The sequence below is a fragment of the Sanguibacter hominis ATCC BAA-789 genome (genome assembly GCF_012396185.1).
Classification (GTDB): domain Bacteria; phylum Actinomycetota; class Actinomycetes; order Actinomycetales; family Cellulomonadaceae; genus Flavimobilis; species Flavimobilis hominis.
This window is the reverse complement of the sequence record NZ_JAAXOW010000004.1, coordinates 19905-35936: the sequence shown is the minus strand read 5'-3', so window position 1 is coordinate 35936 and position 16032 is coordinate 19905. Positions and strand designations below refer to the sequence as shown.

The following is a 16032-nucleotide window of genomic DNA, read 5'->3' as shown; positions in this document are numbered from 1 at the left end:
CGGCACTGCCGCCCCCGGACCGCACGAACACCACGCTGCGGCGCACCCGAAGGTCACCGATGACACAGCTGCACCACCTGCCGCACCACGACGGTTCCGAGCTCTACTCCCCCGACCACACCGACCACCGCCGCGGCGCCACCGTCCGCGTCCGCGTCCGCATCCCGCACGAGTTCGGCGCCGTACCCAGCGTCGTCCTGCGGACCGTGATCGACGGCGAACCCCGCTTCCAGCAGATGGAGCGCGGTCCCTGGAGCCCCCCTCACGACGACGGCGCCACCTGGTGGACGGGCCGCCTCGCCCTCGAGAACGACGTCACCACGTACCGCTTCCTCGTCAACCGCGCCGACGGCACCGCGGTCTGGCTGAACGGCGAGGGCGTGGACCACCTCGAGCCCGTCGACTCGCAGGACTTCCGCGCGACCGTCCACCCCGCCGCGCCCGCCTGGGCACGCGAGCAGGTGCTGTACCAGATCTTCCCCGACCGTTTCGCGCGCTCGACCCACGCCGACGCCCGGACGTCGCCCGCCTGGGCGCTGCCGGCGTCCTGGGACGACGAGGTCATCCACACCGGGCCCGACACGCCTCGCCAGCTCTTCGGCGGAGACCTCGACGGCATCGTCGACCACCTCGACCACCTCGAGCGGCTCGGCGTCACCCTCGTCTACCTCACCCCCTTCTTCCCCGGCGGCTCCAACCACCGGTACGACGCGACGACGTTCGACCACGTCGACCCGCTGCTCGGCGGCGACGAGGCGCTCGTCCGGCTCGTCCAGGCCGCGCACGCCCGCGGCATCCGCGTGATCGGCGACCTCACCACCAACCACACCGGCGACACCCACGAATGGTTCGTCGCCGCGCACCGCAACCCCGGTGCGGTCGAGTCCGACTTCTACTACTGGAAGGACCCGGACCAGGAGGACTACATCGCCTGGTCCGACGTCCCGTCGCTCCCCAAGCTCGACTGGACGTCCACCGAGCTGCGGCGACGCTTCATCGAAGGCCCGACGAGCGTCGTCGCCCGGTGGCTCCAACCGCCGTTCAACCTCGACGGCTGGCGGATCGACGTCGCCAACATGACCGGCCGGCTCGGCGACACCGACCTCAACAGCGAGGTCCAGCGTCTCGTGCGACAGACGATGGACGCCGTCGCCCCAGGCTCCGTCCTGTACGCGGAGTCCACGAACGACGCCGCCCACGACTTCGCAGGGGACGGCTGGCAGGGTCCGATGAGCTACGCCGCGTTCACGCGGCCCCTCTGGCACTGGCTGCGCCAGCCCGAGCACGGCGTCCACCACCACTTCGGCATCCCCTACGAGATCGAGCCTCGCTACTCCGGGACGGACTTCGTCGCCACCTACCGGCGTTTCACCGCCGCCTACCCGTGGCCCGTGCGCTCCGTCGCGATGAACGCGATCGACACGCACGACACCCCGCGCTTCGCCGAGCGCGCGGATGACGACCTGCAGGTCGTCGCCGCAGGGCTCTCCCTCGCCCTGCCCGGCACCCCGACGATCTTTGCGGGGGACGAGTTCGGCATCACAGGCGTCAACGGCGAGGACTCACGAGCGCCCCTCCCGTGGGGCGAGGAACCCCGCCTCGCCGAGGCATACCGCACGCTCGTCGCGCTGCGCCGGTCGAGCACGGCGCTCCAGCAGGGCAGCCTCCGCTGGTTGCACGCCAGCGATGACGCCGTCGCACTCGTCCGCGAGACGCAGGAGGAGACGGTCGTCGTCGTCGCAGCACGGTCGGCGACCACGGTCACGGTGCCGCTGGCTGCCGTCGGCGACGCGCTCTCACTCGTCACGGTCCTCGGTGACGCCGAGACCCAGACCGACGACGCTACCCTCCTCGTGCGGACGACCGGTCCGGCGTTCATCGCTCTCGGGACGTCCGGACCGTTGGTGCCGCCGGCGCTCGAGGCTGCCCACGCCGGAGCCTGACAGGACGCGCGCCGGGTACCCCCGGCCGGGCGCGCGACCCGCCGCGGCGCGAGGACCTCCCAACCTCGCGCCGCGGCGGCGTCGTCGTGGCTGCCGTCGGCAGGCTAGCGGCGGGGCGGTCCGCTCGACTCCCGCACCACCAGCTCCGGCTGGTACACGTACTCGGTGCGCTGCGCGTAGATGTGGTTCATCTCGCCGACGAAGGCGTCGGCGATCGCGATGGACATGGTGCCGACCGGCTGCCGGACGGTCGTCAGCGGCGGCCAGGAGTGCCGTGCCACGGTCGAGTCGTCGAACCCGACCACGGACAGGTCGCGCGGGACGTCGAGACCACGTCGGCGTGCCTCAGCGAGCACGCCGAGGGCGATGATGTCGCTCGCACACACGATGCCTGTGCAGCCCGCCTCGAGGAGGGAGCGGGCCGCGGTCAGACCGCCGTCGTCCGAGATCATGGACGGCACGACCGGAGCGGCTGCCGCGTCGCCGAGCGCCTCCGCGACGGCTTGACGAAAGCCCTCCACCTTGCGGAGCGTCGGGACCAGGTTCTCCGGGCCGCTCGCGAGACCGAGCCGCGTGTGCCCCATCGCGACGAGGTGGCGCACCGCGAGCACGATCCCTGCGCGGTCGTCGATCGAGAAGAACGGCGCGTCGATGCCTTCGCGGAAGCCGTTGACGAACGCGAGAGGCAGACCCACCGCACGCAGCTCTTGGTAGCGGGTCACCGTGGCCGTGGTGTCGCTGTGGGCGCCCGAGACGAACACGATCCCGGCGGCACCGGCCTCGACGAACATCTCGACGTACTCCGCCTCGTGCAGGCCGCCCTCAGCCTGGGAGCCGACGAGCGGCGTGAACCCCCGGCGCGCGAAGTTGGGGGCGAGCGCCTGGGCGAACGCAGGAAAGATCGGGTTGGTGAACTCCGGCAGGATCACGCCCACAGGACGCCCCGTGCGGCGCCGCAGCCCTGCCGGGCGCTCGTAGCCCAGGACGTCGAGCGCGGTGAGCACCGCCTGCCTCTTCGCCGGCGCGACCCCTGGCCGGTCGTTGAGGACCCGGCTGACCGTCGCCTCGCTCACTCCGGCGTGCGCCGCGATGTCTGCGAGAGTGGCGCCCATGAGGGCGAGCCTACCAGCGGGGCCCCTCTCGACTACTTGACGGCCCCGGCCGTGAGGCCCCCGACGATGTACTTCTGGAGCGCGAAGAACAGGGCGACGACGGGCACGGCCGCGAGCACCGCACCGGCCGCGAAGATCGACCAGTTCGCGGAGGTCTCCTGGGAGATGAACTGGAACAGGCCGACGGCGAGCGTCTGCTTGGGAGGGTCGGTCAGCACGACGCTCGCGACGACGAACTCGCTCGACGTACCGATGAACGACAGCAGCGCCACCACCGCGAGGATCGGGGCGGACAGCCTCAGGATGATCGTGAAGAAGATGCGCGCGTGACCCGCACCGTCGAGCTTGGCCGCTTCGTCGATCGATGACGGCACCGTGTTGAAGAACCCGTAGATGAGGTACGTGTTGACCCCCATGGCTCCGCCCAGGTAGATGAGGATGAGCCCGGCGTGGGTGTCGAGCCCGATCGCTGGGAACACGTCGCCGAGGGTCATGAGCATGAGGAAGATCGCGACGACCCCGAGGAGCTGCGGGAACATCTGGACGAGCAGGATGCTGACGAGCCCGACGCGTCGGCCCGTAAACCTCATCCGGGAGAAGGCGTAGGCGGCGAGCGCAGCGAGCAGCACGGTGCCCGCCGACGCCACGACGCCGATGTAGAGCGTGTTGACGAACCACGCACCGTAGGGCTGTGCCGGTCGGTTGAAAAGGTCGATGTAGTTCCCCAGGTCGACGCGGGCGAACAGGGAGTTCGACCCGACGAGCGTGCCGTTGGGGTTCAGCGACGCCGAGAAGATGTAGAGGATCGGGAAGACCGCGACGACGGCGACCGCGAAGGCAGCGACGTGCTTGGCGACCAGACCGCGCCCGCGACGACGGCGCTCCGGACGCGGAGGTGCTGCCGCGCGGCCGCTGGCGTCGGACGTGACGGAGACGAGCGAGGGGGGCGGTGTGCTCATCGGTGGATGTCCTCCAGAGCCCTGGTGCGGCGGAAGCTGTAGACGGCGATCGCTGAGACGAGCACGAAGATGATGATCGAGAAGGCGCTCGCGAGGCCGTAGTCACGTCCGCTGCCCTCGCCGAAGGCGACCTTGTACACGAGAGTGATGAGGATGTCGGTCGCGCCGACGTTCATCTCGGTGGAGATGTCCTGCGGGCCACCCTCGGTGAGCATGTAGATGAGGTTGAAGTTGTTGAAGTTGAACGCGAAGGACGAGATCACGAGGGGTGCCATCGTGACCATGAGGAGCGGCAGGCGGATCCGCGTGAACGTCATCCACGCCCCTGCTCCGTCCATCTCGGCGGCCTCGACGTAGTCACGGGGTATCGCCTGCAGGGCGCCCGTCGCGACGAGGAACATGTACGGGTAGCCGAGCCAGAGGTTGACGAGCAGGATCGAGACCTTGGCGAGCAGGGGGTCGGTGAGCCAGGGGACCTCGGCCCCTCCGAGCAGCGTCTGGTTGATGAACCCGAACTGAGGGTTGAGCAGACCGCTCCACACGAGAGCCGACAGGAACGGCGGGAAGGCGTACGGCAGGATCACGAGCACCCGCAGCGTGCGGCGCAGACGGATGCGCGGATCGTCGAGCAGGAGGGCGAGCAGGACGCCGGCGACGAAGGTCGAGGCCACCGAGACGCCCGCGAACACGAAGGTCCAGGTCACGACCCCCAGGAGCGGCCCCCGGATGGACTCTTCGCCGAAGGCGCGGACGAAGTTGTCCAGCCCGACGCCGATCTTCCAGCCGGGCTGGATCTCGGCTCCGTCGGGAGCGACGAAGGCCCCCGTGCCCACGTCTCGGTAGACGGTGCCCGTCGTGAGGTCCGTGAACGTGTCAGCGGTCGGGTCGTAGTCCATCGTCGCGGCGTAGCGGTAGGCGAGGGACCCGTCCTGGGTGCGCAGCGCACCGTCCTCCGGGTCGTCGGAGAAGGGGACGCTCGTCGCGGCGATGCGCTTCTGGTTCGCGATGATCTCGGCGAACGTCAGGGTGCGGTAGCCGTCGAGGGAGACCGCGACCCCGCCGTCGAGCACCGCGTCCGCGACGTCCTCGAGCGGGCGATCGTCACCACCGAGCTGGACTCGGCCGTCAGGCGCGGTCACGAGGAAGGCGATCTCGCCGTCACGCTCGAGCACGACCATGTCGTAGGCGTCCGAGTCGGGCACGCGAGCGAGCGACTTGTTGATGAGGACGGCGACGGCGTCCTCCTTCGTCCCGACGTGGCCGTCGCCGTAGTTCGTGAAGGCGATGTACCCGCTGAACAGGATGACGAAGAGCTGGAAGGCGACGAGGAACACGGTGCCCGGCACCAGGTACTTGGCGGGCAGCATGTCGCGACGCAGGTACGTCCAGGTGATGAGGACAGCGCTGATCGCCGCCGCCCCGGCCAGCAGCCACTGGTCGTGGAGCGCGAGAGCGAAGACGGCATAGACGACGAGTGCGTCGAGGAGGCCGAGGCAGGCGATCTTCACGAGAAGGCCTCGAGCACCGGAAGAACGGGGGGCTGGCGCGGCGTGCACGGTCTCGGGCTCGGCCAGGGTGGTGGTCATCTGGACTCCTGTGTCGCAGAGGGGCTCGGGGCAGGGGCGCGCGCGGCGCCCCTGCCCCGACGTGGTCAGCCCGCGATGTCAGCCTGGATCTTGCCGGCCATGTCCTGCCACGCTGCGGCCGGCTCGCCGGCCGTGCCGTTGACGAGCGCAGCCTCGGTGGCGCCCCAGTAGTTCCAGACGGCGCCCATCTCGGGGATGCTCGGCATCGGCACCCCGGACAGCCCGACGGCGCCGAAGTCACCGATCGTGGAGTCCTTCGCGGACGCTGCTTCGAAAGCGCTCGTCAGCGCGGGCGGGCGTCCTCCGGCCTCGTAGAGCGCCAGCTGGACCTCCTCCGAGCCCAGGTACTTCACCACGAACTCGTTCGCGGCGATCGCGTTCTCGCTCTTCGCGCTGACGAAGAAGCCCTGGACCCCCACGAAGGGCGTGACCGGCTGGTCGCCTGCTGGTGGGATCGCCTCGATCTCGTACTTGAGGCCGGCGTCGTTGAAGGCGGGCAGGTTCCAGGGTCCCGAGAGCATGAACGGAGCCTTGCCGGCCGCGAACTCGTCGCGGGCGATGTCGCCCGTGATGTTGGTGTTGAGCACGCCGGCCTTGCCCCACTCCACCAGCTTGGCGGCGAACGTGTCGCCCCCCTCGCTGCCGATCAGGAGGTCGTCGGGGTTGTAGCTGCCGTCGTCGTTCGTACCGAAGAGCGGTGCGCCGTAGGAGGTCTGCAGCGGGTACAGGTGGTACGGGTCGGACTCCGGCCCGGAGGGGACGAGGACGGGGTACTCGGCCTTGCCGTCCTCGACGACGGCCTGGCCGGCCTCGACCAGCTCGTCCCAGGTGGCGGGGGTCTTGTCGGCCAGCTCGGTGTTGCGCAGGAGCGCGATGTTCTCGAGCGAGACGGGGAGGCCGTACGTCACGCCCTCATAGCTCATGGCGCGGAGCGCGACGTCGGGGAACCCTGCTGCGGCGTCGCCGAGCTCGAGCCGGGCGACCACGCCGTTCTGGACGAACAGCCCGAGCCAGTCGTGCCCGCCGATGATGACGTCGGGGCCCTTGCCGGTGGGGACCTGCTTGACGAAGTCCTCCTTCATGACATCGCCGTACTCCTTCTGCACGAGCTTGACGGAGATGCCCTTGTCGGCCTTGAACTTGGCTGCGATCTCCTGGAGCTCGGCGGAGCGGTTGGCGTCGACCCACACGGTGAGCTCGCCTGCGGCGGCGGAGCTGGTCGGCGGGTTGTCGTCGGACGCGGCGGTCGAGCAGCCTGCGAGCGCGGTCGCGACGAGCGCGGTCGTGGCGAGGGCTGCGACGGTCCTGGTCACCTTCATTGGTGAGCCCTTTCTGCGGTGTCTCGGACTGCGGCGGCGGTGCGACAGCCCCGGGCGGGTCGGTCACACCAATATGGCAGGTCCTTGCCGCCTCTGCAAGATCTTTCAGAGAGCATTTCAGCAACTTTCCGTGACGCCGCCTCAGACCATGCTCGCCCCACGACAAAGCCCTCCGTCAGCAGCTGCTGACGGAGGGCGTGCGTGCGAGCGAGGCCGCGCTCAGGCGTCGTCGGCCCCGCGGTCGCCTCAGGCGTGCTTGAGCATCCACTCCGTGTTCGGGTCCCGGCCCATCTCGGGGTCGGGGACGTCCGCGACGTCGACACTCTCGACGTAGTCGTGCGGTTCCACCCGCTCGGGCAGCTGGGAGAAGCGCACGGCAGCAGGGTCCGGCGCGGGGGCGTTCGTGTGCTCGGTCACACGTTCAGGCTACGCTTCGCAGGTCCCCTCGCCCAGGGCGCCCCGGATCGGTTATTCACGGCTGTCTCCGTCCAAAGGTCCCACCACTCCCTCACCCCCACCGGCGAGACTGACCACGACGAGAAACCGCCGAGCAGAAGGCCCGACATGTCCGAGCACATCGCCCCCGCGTCCCCCGGGCGCATCGTCGTCGTCGGTGCGGGCATGGTCGCCCACCGGCTCGTCGAGCAGCTCGTCTCGCGCGCACCCGCAGACACCCCCTGGTCCGCCACCGTGATCGGCGACGAGGCGCACCTCCCGTACGACCGCGTGCACCTCTCCGAGTTCTTCGGCGGCCGCTCGCCCGAGCAGCTCGCGATGGCCCCGACCGTCTGGGACGACCCGCACGTCACCCTGCGCACGGGCGACGCCGTCGCCTCGATCGACCGCGACGCCCAGACCGTCACCACGCGCAGCGGCGAGACCGTCACCTACGACACGCTCGTCCTCGCGACCGGCTCGTGGGCATGGACGCCCCGCACCGACGGTACCGACCTCCCCGGCGTCTTCAGCTACCGCACGATGGACGACGTCGTCGGGCTGCAGACCTGGGTCGCCGACCGCGCCGCCACGCTCGGCCGCCCCCTGCGCGGCGCCGTCGTCGGCGGCGGCGTCCTCGGCCTCGAGGCCGCGTCCGCCCTGCAGGACCTCGGCGCCGCGGCGACCGTCGTCGAGTTCGCCGACCGCCTCATGAGCGTCCAGCTCGACGACGGCGGCGGCGAGGCGCTCCGTGTCCTCATCGAGGACATGGGCGTCACCGTCCGCACGGGCACGGGTGCGACGCGCCTCGTCTCCGCCCCCGACGGCCCGGTCGGTCTCATGGTCCTGTCCGACGGATCGACGCTCGACGTCGACGTCGTCGTCTTCTCCACCGGCATCCGCCCGCGCGACCGGCTCGCCCGCGAGTGCGGGCTCGCGATCGGCGAGCGTGGCGGCGTCGTCGTCGGCCCCACCTGCCGCACGTCCGACCCGGCGATCTGGGCGATCGGCGAGGTCGCGTCGCACGACGGCGAGTGCGCCGGCCTCGTCGCACCGGGCAACGCGATGGCCGACGTCGTCGTCGACCAGCTCCTCGGTGGCGACGCGGTCTACACGCCCGCGCCCGACGGCACGAAGCTCAAGGGCGTCACGCACGACGGCGTCCCGGTCGAGGCCGCCTCGTTCGGCGACGTCTTCGCGCTCACCCCCGGCGCGCTCGAGGTCACGTTCGCCGACCCGGTCGCCAAGACGTACAAGAAGCTCGTCGTGTCCGACGACGCGCGCACCCTCCTCGGCGGCGTGTTCGTCGGCGACGCGGCGCTCTACCCGTCGCTGCGGCCGATGCTCGGCCGCGCCCTCGGCGCGGACCCGAGCGCGTTCCTCGCCCCCGAGGGCGGCGCCGCAGCGCCGAGCGCCGACGTGCCCGACGACGTCGTCGTCTGCTCGTGCGCGAACGTCACCGCGGGCACCGTCCGCGGCGCCGTGACCGAGCACGGCTGCACGAGCGTCGCGGAGGTCAAGAAGTGCACCAAGGCCGGCACGGTGTGCGGCTCGTGCGTGCCGCTGCTGACCAAGCTGGTCAACACGCAGCTCGAGGCGTCGGGCGTCGAGGTGTCGCGCGCGATGTGCGAGCACTTCGCGATGTCCCGCCAGGAGCTGTTCTCGCTCGTCCAGGCCGAGGGCCTGCGGACGTTCACGCAGATCGTGGCGGCGCACGGCACGGGCCGCGGCTGCGTCATCTGCAAGCCGGTCGTCGCATCGATCCTCGCGTCGCTCGGCGTCGGGCACGTCCTCGACGCGGCCAACGCCCCGCTCCAGGACACGAACGACCACGCGCTCGCGAACATGCAGAAGGACGGCACCTACTCGGTCGTCCCCCGCATCCCCGGCGGCGAGATCACCCCCGAGAAGCTCGCGGTCATCGCGGAGGTCGCGCGCGACTACGGCCTCTACACGCGCATCACGGGCGCTCAGCGCATCGGCATGTTCGGTGCGCGCCTCGAGCAGCTCCCGCACATCTGGCAGCGCCTCGTCGACGCAGGCATGGAGTCCGGCCAGGCGTACGGGAAGTCGCTGCGCGCCGTGAAGTCGTGCGTCGGCAGCTCGTGGTGCCGCTTCGGCGTCCAGGACTCGGTCGGCATGGGCGTGCGGCTCGAGCTGCGCTACCGGGGCCTGCGCGCGCCCCACAAGTTCAAGGTCGGTGTCTCGGGCTGCGCGCGCGAGTGCGCCGAGGCCCGCGGCAAGGACGTCGGCGTCATCGCGACCGAGCGCGGCTGGAACGTCTACGTCGGCGGCAACGGCGGCTTCACCCCGCGCCACGCGGAGCTCCTCGCAGAGGACCTCGACGACGAGATGCTCGTGCGCGTCATCGACCGGTTCCTCGCCTACTACATCCGGTCGGCCGACCGCCTGCAGCGCACGGCGCCCTGGGTCGCCGACTACCCGGGTGGCATCGCCGAGCTGCGCAAGGTTCTCGTCGAGGACTCGCTCGGTATCGCGGCCGAGCTGGAGGCGACGATCGCGCAGCACGTCGACAACTACGAGGACGAGTGGGCAGCGACCCTGGCCGACCCGGTCCGCCTCGCGCGCTTCGCCTCGTTCGTCAACGCCCCCGACACCCCGGACCCCGACCTCGCGTACACCCCCGAGCGCGGCCAGGTGCGCCCCGCCCGGCCCGGCGAGGTGTCCGACTCGAATCCCGTGATCGCACGCTCGATCCCCGTGCGCCCGTCCGACGCTGAGCTGGAGGCTTCCCGATGACCACGTGGACCCCGGTGTGCGCGCTCACCGCGCTCGACCCGGAACGAGGGGTGGCCGCGCTCGTCGACGGCACGCAGGTCGCGCTGTTCCTGCTCGACGACGGCCGCGTGCTGGGCGTCGACAACCACGACCCGTTCTCGGGGGCGAACGTCGTCTCCCGCGGGATCGTCGGCACCCGCGGCGACACCGTCACCGTGACGTCCCCCATGCACAAGCAGGTGTGGTCCCTCGAGTCAGGCGAGTGCCTCGACGCCGCAGGCAAGGAGCCGCAGGACCTGCGGTCCTACCCGGTCGAGGTGCGCGACGGCGTCGTGCAGGTCGCGGTCGGCTGACCCTGGCCGCTCAGGCGGTCGGGAGGGTCTTCGCGAAGCACAGCGACTCGTCCGAGTCCGCGTACTCGCCGTACCGGTCGATCGGCTCGAACCCGATGGACCGGTAGAGCGAGACCGACTCGGGCTGCTTCGTCCCCGTCTCGAGGACGAGCCGCCGCAGCCCTGCGACGAGCGCGTGCGCCTCGATGCCCTGCATGAGCAGCCGTGACAGGCCGCGGCCGCGGTGCTCCGGGGCGACGAACACGCGCTTGACCTCCCCGGTGCCGGGCGCGTGGAACCCGCCGATCTCGTCGGAGATCCCGGAGACGTCGCGCAGCGCCGCGCAGCCGGCGGGGACGCCGTCGACGCGAAGCAGGAGGGAGACGACGATCTCGTCGGCCGACGGCGGTCGGCCGATGTCGCTCGTCGTCGGGGCCTCGTCTGCGTCCGGGTCGGCGTAGCGCACGGCGATCTCCGCCTGCTGGATCGTGCGCAGCCTCGCAGACTCGGCGTCCTCCCACGGGACAGCTGAGAGCGTGACGCCCGCGGGCAGCGTGATTCCGGCCAACGCGTCGTCGGGCGCGACAGGGTTGTGAAGGTCCGTCCCGGTCATGCGTGGACGAGGGAGCCGATCACGGACGTGAAGAACCGCAGGCCGTCGACACCCGCGCGCGGACCCGCAGCCGAGTCGGGGCCGAAGCCGGCCTCGACCGCGTGCTCAGGGTGCGGCATGAGCCCGACGACGTTGCCGCGGGCGTTCGTGATGCCCGCGATCCCGCGGCGCGAACCGTTCGGGTTGACGCCCTCGTAGCGGAACGCGACGCGCCCCTCGGCCTCGAGCTCGTCGAGCGTGCGCTCGTCAGCGACGTACTGGCCGTCCTGGTTCTTGAGCGGGATCGTGATGTGCTCGCCGGTCGTGTAGTCGCGGGTCCAGGCGGTGCTTGCGTTCTCGACGCTGAGCACCTGCTCGCGGCACACGAAGTGCAGGTGGTCGTTCTTGATCATCGAGCCGGGCAGCAGGTGCGACTCGGTCAGCACCTGGAAGCCGTTGCAGATGCCGAGGACTGGCAGCCCGCCGTTCGCGGCGTCGATGATCTTGTCCATGAGCGGCGCGAAGCGCGAGATCGCGCCTGCACGCAGATAGTCGCCGTAGGAGAACCCGCCCGGGAGCACGACCGCGTCGACACCCTGGAGGTCGTCGTCCGCGTGCCACAGGGACACAGCCTCGGCGCCCGCGAGACGCACCGCGCGGGCGGCGTCGCGGTCGTCGAGCGTCCCAGGGAACGTGACGACGCCGATACGGGCTCCGGTCGCTGCGGGGGCCATCAGCTCGCGTCCGCGACGCGCACGACGTCCTCGATGACCGGGTTGGACAGGAGGGTCTTGGCGGCCTCCTCGGCGGCGGCCAGCACCTCCGGGGTCACCTCGCCGTCGACCTCGAGCTCGAACCGCTTGCCCTGGCGCACGCCGACGAACTGGGTGAAGCCGAGGCGGGGCAGCGCCCCGACGACGGCCTTGCCCTGCGGGTCGAGGATCTCGGGCTTGGGCATGACATCGACGACTACGCGTCCCACGGGGTGCTCCTGAGGTGTGCAGCGGACTGTCGTCCGCACGGCCGGGAGGTTTCGGCTTCAGCGTACCGTCCGCCCTCACGGTCGCGGCGGGCGGGCCGGAGGGTGGGACGCCGTCAGGCAGACGTGGGCTTGCGACGCGACGCGATCATGTCCGGTACTGGCTCGTCAGGGAACGACCGCGTCCACCGTTGCCGCGCTATGTACCGGCGCATCCCAGGCAACACGGCCAGTACCGTCAGGAGGACGACGAGCAACCCCATCACGAGGAAGAACCCATAGGCGCCAGCAGGGTCGCCCCGCATCATCGACCTGAGACCGAACCACACGCTCGGCCACCCTCCGAGGAGGAGGCGCCCCATCGCGGCAGCGACTCCGGTCCACGGACTGATGATCCTGTCGACCATCCACGGCCGGTGCTCAGGATGGGTTCTGGCCCCTCGCCCGTCCCAGTACCAGCCGACGCGCACGCGTAGCGGCGGCATCTCCCGGCGCCGGAGCGCCCAGCCGGCCCGCACGATCGCGAGGCCGTCGCGGAGCGTGAGCCTGGTCTGTCCGGGGGCCGCCAGCTCGAGGGCCGTGCCGACGAGGTCGTCACCGAACGTCACGCGCCATCGGCGCGGGTACGCGTTCATCCACCGGCGCACGGAACGTTCGAGGCGGGCGGACGCCGCGGCGTCGTTGCGGGGGTTCACGCCTGCCCTCCGAGCGCTTCCGGGCCGAGGATCCTGGCACCACCGAGCGCACGCTGGGCGCGGGCGGCGAGCGCCGCGAGCTGCTGCGTCCGTGCACGCACGGCGCGCAGCCCGTCAGGCGTGAGCCGGTAGTAGCGGCGGGCGCGACCGTCGACGACCTCTTCGCCGTCGAGGTCGATCAGGCCGGCCGCGAGCATCCTGTCGAGGTTTCCGTAGAGGGTCCCGGCACCGAGCTGGACGCTCCCGCCGGAGAGCTCGCGTACCGCGCCGACGAGGCCGTACCCGTGCTGCCGCCCGTCGGCGAGCGCGAGGAGCAGGAGGTAGGCCTGCTCGGTCATCCGGAAATCAGCCACCCCCGATATATATCGGCTGGCGACCTATCCCGCAAGAGGGTCAGGCGCCTGGGCCCGATGCCGCCCGATCGGTACGACCATCGGCGTCCCGGAGACCGGGTCGGGCACGACGCGGGACGCGAGACCGAACACCTCCGCGACCGTCTCCTCGGTGACGACGTCGGCGGGCGCACCCTCGGCGACGATCCGCCCGTCCTTCATCGCGACGAGGTGGTCGGCGTAGCGGGCGGCGAGGTTCAGGTCGTGCAGGACCATGACGATCGTGCGGCCCAGGTCGCGGTTGAGGTCGGCGAGCAGGTCGAGCACCTCGACCTGGTGCGCGACGTCGAGGAACGTCGTCGGCTCGTCGAGCAGCAGCAGGTCCGTGCGCTGCGCGAGCGCCATCGCGATCCACACGCGCTGCCGCTGCCCGCCGGACAGCTCGTCGACCGACCGCCCGGCGAGGTCGAGCACGCCGGTCTGCGTGAGCGCGTCCGCGACGGCCGCGTCGTCGTCCGGGGTCCACTGCCGGAACCAGCCCTGGTGCGGGTAGCGCCCGCGGCCGACCAGGTCGGCGACCGTGATGCCCTCGGGCGCGATCGGCGACTGCGGCAGCAGGCCGAGCACGCGGGCGACGTCGCGCGTCGCGAGGGACGTGATGTCCTTGCCGTCGAGCAGGACGGCGCCGTCCGACGGCGCGAGCAGCCGAGCGAGGCCGCGCAGCAGCGTCGACTTGCCACATGCGTTCGCACCGACGACGACGGTCACTCGGCCCGTCGGGACCGTGACCGTGAGGTCGCGGACGACCTTGCGGTCGCCGTAGCCGAGCGTCAGCCGCTCGGCAGCGAGAGTGTGGTGACCCGGTCCGGTCATCAGCCGCCCTTTCCGACGCGGTTGGCGGTGGCGAGGAGCCACAGCAGGAAAGGCGCGCCGAGCACGCCCGTGATCACGCCGACGGGCAGCCGGGTGCCGAACAGCTGGGCGCCCGCGAAGTCGGCGGCCATGACGATCACCGAGCCGACGAGGGCCGAGGGGACGAGCGCGAGGCCTCCCCCACCGGTGAGCCGGCGGGCGATCGGCCCGGCGAGGAACGCGACGAACGCGACAGGCCCGGCGGCAGCGGTCGCGACCGCAGCCAGGCACACCGCGACGACGACGAGCCAAGCCTTCGACGGCTCGATGCGCACGCCGAGCCCTGCGGCAGCATCTTCGCCGAGCTGCAGCGCGCGCAGCCGCCGGCCCAGCATGCCGGCGGCGGGGAGCAGGACGAGCAGGGGCCACCACAGCAACGGCAACCGGTTCCACGTGGAACCGTTGAGCGAGCCGGTGATCCAGACGAGGGCCTCGGCTGCGTCCGTGACCTCGGCGCGGGTCAGCGCCCAGCCGGTCACGGAGTTGAGGACGGCCGCGACACCGATGCCGACGAGGATGAGGCGTTGCCCGCTGACGGCACCCCGCCAGGCGAGCGCGTAGATGAGGCCGGCCGCGGCGAACGCACCGCCGATCGCGACGGGCGCCGCGTGCCCGGGGTTCATGTCGAGCCGGGTGATCGCGAAGACCGCGGCCGCGCTCGCACCCGCGGTGATGCCGATGATGTCGGGGCTCGCGAGCGGGTTCCGCACGAGCGTCTGGAAGATCGCTCCCGAGACGCCGAACGCGGCGCCCGCTCCCAGCCCTGTGAGGAGCCGCGGGAGACGCACCTCGTGGACGATGAACGTCGCACCGGGGATGTCCGCTCCCCCGATGATCCGCAGCACGTCGACGAACGAGACGGTGAAGCCGCCGAGGCACGCGGTCACGACCGCGAGCGCGAGCACCGCGCCCCCGAGCACCGCCGAGACGGTCGTCGCGCGGGCGCGTCCACGACGGCGGACGGCGCGGACCGTCGCGACGGCCTCCGCGTGCGCCTCGTCCCGCGTGCGGGGCTGCACCGGGGCGCTCACAGCTCCGCCAGCCGACGCCGGCGCACGAGCGCGATGAAGACCGGCGCCCCGACGGTCGCCGTCACGATGCCGACCTGGAGCTGCCCAGGCTGCGCGACGACGCGCCCGAGCACGTCCGACAGGACGACGAGCGCTGCCCCGAGCACACCGCTGAACGGCAGCACCCAGCGGTTGTCCGGGCCGGTGATCGCGCGCGCGACGTGCGCGACAGTCAGGCCGACGAACGCGATCGGGCCCGCAGCGGCAGTCGCTCCCCCGCACAGCAGCACGACCGCGCACCCGACGACGAGGCGCGACCGCCGCACGTCCTGCCCCAGTCCTCGCGCGACGTCGTCCCCCAGGGAGAGCGCGTTGAGCGCACGCCCGGAGGCGAGCGCGATCGCCGCGCCGACAGCGAGGAACGGCAAGATCGGCAGGAACGTCTCGAAGCCGCGGCCACCGACGGCGCCGACCTGCCAGAAGCGGAACGTGTCGAGCACGTCCGTTCCCGTCACGAGGATCGCGGTGACGAGGCTCGTGAGCGCGGCTGAGACGCACGCGCCAGCGAGCGCGAGCTTGATCGGCGTCGCGCCCTCGCGCCCGGCCGCGGCGACCGCGTACACGACGACGGCTGCCCCTGCGGCCCCCGCGAACGCGAACCACACGTAGCCTGCCGGCGCGGTGATGCCGAGAACCATGATGGCGACGACCACGGCTGCGCTCGCTCCAGCGTTGACGCCGAGGATGCCCGGGTCCGCGAGCGGGTTGCGGGTCATGCCTTGCATGAGGGCGCCCGCGAGCCCGAGCGCGACGCCGACCACGAGCGCGAGGACGGTGCGCGGCACTCGCGCCCGGACGGCCTCGTGGTCGAAGCTGGCGGGGTCGTAGCTGGTCAGTGCTGCCCACGCGTCCGCGATCGGCACGTGCCGCGCGCCGACGCCGACGCTCACGAGGGCGAGCACGACGAGCAGACCGAGACCGACCACGAGGGCGAGGGAGAGGCCCACGGCACGACGACCGGCCGGCCGGGCGAGCGCGAGGCTCTCCCCGACCGGCCGGTGCGGCGCAGCGGTGCTCATCGGTGGTG

General features: G+C 71.6%; 16 protein-coding genes. 3 read left to right on the top strand and 13 right to left on the bottom strand.

Annotated elements, in window-relative coordinates:
- Positions 1-59 precede the first annotated feature (59 nt).
- On the top strand, positions 60-1943 hold the full coding sequence (locus HF995_RS11510; protein WP_168447967.1) for a glycoside hydrolase family 13 protein: 1884 nt from the start codon (positions 60-62) through the stop codon (positions 1941-1943).
- 104 nt (positions 1944-2047) lie between these two features.
- Here the strand turns inward: HF995_RS11510 and HF995_RS11505 are convergent, their stop codons facing one another.
- The 5 genes from HF995_RS11505 to HF995_RS11485 form a co-directional block, all read right to left on the bottom strand.
- Positions 2048-3055, bottom strand: a complete 1008-nt coding sequence (locus HF995_RS11505) for a LacI family DNA-binding transcriptional regulator (RefSeq protein ID WP_168447966.1) — start codon at positions 3053-3055, stop codon at positions 2048-2050.
- 32 nt (positions 3056-3087) lie between these two features.
- Entirely contained in the window at positions 3088-4014 is a 927-nt protein-coding gene (locus HF995_RS11500; RefSeq protein WP_168447965.1) for a sugar ABC transporter permease, read from the bottom strand.
- Complete coding sequence (locus tag HF995_RS11495) at positions 4011-5600, bottom strand: ABC transporter permease subunit (RefSeq protein WP_168447964.1); 1590 nt, start codon at positions 5598-5600, stop codon at positions 4011-4013. Before HF995_RS11495 ends, HF995_RS11500 begins: the two co-directional genes overlap by 4 nt.
- A gap of 65 nt (positions 5601-5665) precedes the next feature.
- Positions 5666-6919, bottom strand: coding sequence for a sugar ABC transporter substrate-binding protein (locus HF995_RS11490; protein WP_168447963.1), 1254 nt, complete (start codon positions 6917-6919; stop codon positions 5666-5668).
- A 246-nt stretch (positions 6920-7165) separates the two neighbouring features.
- A complete protein-coding gene (locus tag HF995_RS11485; RefSeq protein WP_168447962.1) occupies positions 7166-7336 on the bottom strand; it encodes a heme biosynthesis protein HemY in 171 nt (56 codons plus the stop codon).
- Between the two features lie 147 nt (positions 7337-7483).
- On the opposite strand from HF995_RS11485, the gene nirB reads away from it, so the two are divergent.
- Together nirB and nirD are read left to right on the top strand one after the other, a co-directional pair.
- On the top strand, positions 7484-10114 hold the full coding sequence (gene nirB / locus HF995_RS11480) for a nitrite reductase large subunit NirB (RefSeq protein WP_168447961.1): 2631 nt from the start codon (positions 7484-7486) through the stop codon (positions 10112-10114).
- Positions 10111-10446: a nitrite reductase small subunit NirD gene (nirD, locus tag HF995_RS11475; protein ID WP_168447960.1), complete on the top strand. Its 336-nt coding sequence runs from the start codon at positions 10111-10113 to the stop codon at positions 10444-10446. The genes nirB and nirD overlap by 4 nt, the downstream gene beginning before the upstream one ends.
- 10 nt (positions 10447-10456) lie before the next feature.
- Here nirD and HF995_RS11470 read toward each other — a convergent pair whose 3' ends face one another.
- The 8 genes from HF995_RS11470 to HF995_RS11435 form a co-directional block, all read right to left on the bottom strand.
- Positions 10457-11038 (bottom strand): GNAT family N-acetyltransferase, encoded by a 582-nt coding sequence (locus HF995_RS11470; protein ID WP_168447959.1) that lies wholly within the window; start codon positions 11036-11038, stop codon positions 10457-10459.
- Entirely contained in the window at positions 11035-11751 is a 717-nt protein-coding gene (gene purQ, locus HF995_RS11465; RefSeq protein WP_168447958.1) for a phosphoribosylformylglycinamidine synthase subunit PurQ, read from the bottom strand. The genes HF995_RS11470 and purQ overlap by 4 nt, the downstream gene beginning before the upstream one ends.
- Positions 11751-11999 carry a phosphoribosylformylglycinamidine synthase subunit PurS gene (gene purS, locus HF995_RS11460; protein WP_098458203.1) on the bottom strand — a complete coding sequence of 83 codons (249 nt, stop codon included), beginning with the start codon at positions 11997-11999 and terminating at the stop codon, positions 11751-11753. The genes purQ and purS overlap by 1 nt, the downstream gene beginning before the upstream one ends.
- 113 nt (positions 12000-12112) lie before the next feature.
- Entirely contained in the window at positions 12113-12691 is a 579-nt protein-coding gene (locus HF995_RS11455; RefSeq protein ID WP_168447957.1) for a hypothetical protein, read from the bottom strand.
- Entirely contained in the window at positions 12688-13044 is a 357-nt protein-coding gene (locus HF995_RS11450; RefSeq protein ID WP_350308872.1) for a PadR family transcriptional regulator, read from the bottom strand. The genes HF995_RS11455 and HF995_RS11450 overlap by 4 nt, the downstream gene beginning before the upstream one ends.
- Before the next feature lie 24 nt (positions 13045-13068).
- Entirely contained in the window at positions 13069-13896 is an 828-nt protein-coding gene (locus tag HF995_RS11445; RefSeq protein ID WP_168447956.1) for an ABC transporter ATP-binding protein, read from the bottom strand.
- The gene (locus HF995_RS11440; RefSeq protein ID WP_350308871.1) at positions 13896-14966 is read right to left on the bottom strand and encodes a FecCD family ABC transporter permease; all 1071 of its coding nucleotides are present in this window, start codon (positions 14964-14966) and stop codon (positions 13896-13898) included. The genes HF995_RS11445 and HF995_RS11440 overlap by 1 nt, the downstream gene beginning before the upstream one ends.
- Positions 14963-16024, bottom strand: coding sequence for a FecCD family ABC transporter permease (locus HF995_RS11435; protein ID WP_168447955.1), 1062 nt, complete (start codon positions 16022-16024; stop codon positions 14963-14965). Before HF995_RS11435 ends, HF995_RS11440 begins: the two co-directional genes overlap by 4 nt.
- Positions 16025-16032 lie beyond the last annotated feature (8 nt).

What these genes read in the sequence shown, in the direction of transcription:
- HF995_RS11505 (WP_168447966.1), bottom strand. Translation starts at nt 3,055, where the DNA reads ATGGGCGCCACTCTCGCAGACATCGCGGCGCACGCCGGAGTGAGCGAG.
- HF995_RS11490 (WP_168447963.1), bottom strand. Translation starts at nt 6,919, where the DNA reads ATGAAGGTGACCAGGACCGTCGCAGCCCTCGCCACGACCGCGCTCGTC.
- HF995_RS11470 (WP_168447959.1), bottom strand. Translation starts at nt 11,038, where the DNA reads ATGACCGGGACGGACCTTCACAACCCTGTCGCGCCCGACGACGCGTTG.
- HF995_RS11500 (WP_168447965.1), bottom strand. Translation starts at nt 4,014, where the DNA reads ATGAGCACACCGCCCCCCTCGCTCGTCTCCGTCACGTCCGACGCCAGC.
- nirB (WP_168447961.1), top strand. Translation starts at nt 7,484, where the DNA reads ATGTCCGAGCACATCGCCCCCGCGTCCCCCGGGCGCATCGTCGTCGTC.
- HF995_RS11445 (WP_168447956.1), bottom strand. Translation starts at nt 13,896, where the DNA reads ATGACCGGACCGGGTCACCACACTCTCGCTGCCGAGCGGCTGACGCTC.
- purQ (WP_168447958.1), bottom strand. Translation starts at nt 11,751, where the DNA reads ATGGCCCCCGCAGCGACCGGAGCCCGTATCGGCGTCGTCACGTTCCCT.
- HF995_RS11510 (WP_168447967.1), top strand. Translation starts at nt 60, where the DNA reads ATGACACAGCTGCACCACCTGCCGCACCACGACGGTTCCGAGCTCTAC.
- HF995_RS11435 (WP_168447955.1), bottom strand. Translation starts at nt 16,024, where the DNA reads ATGAGCACCGCTGCGCCGCACCGGCCGGTCGGGGAGAGCCTCGCGCTC.
- HF995_RS11495 (WP_168447964.1), bottom strand. Translation starts at nt 5,600, where the DNA reads ATGACCACCACCCTGGCCGAGCCCGAGACCGTGCACGCCGCGCCAGCC.
- nirD (WP_168447960.1), top strand. Translation starts at nt 10,111, where the DNA reads ATGACCACGTGGACCCCGGTGTGCGCGCTCACCGCGCTCGACCCGGAA.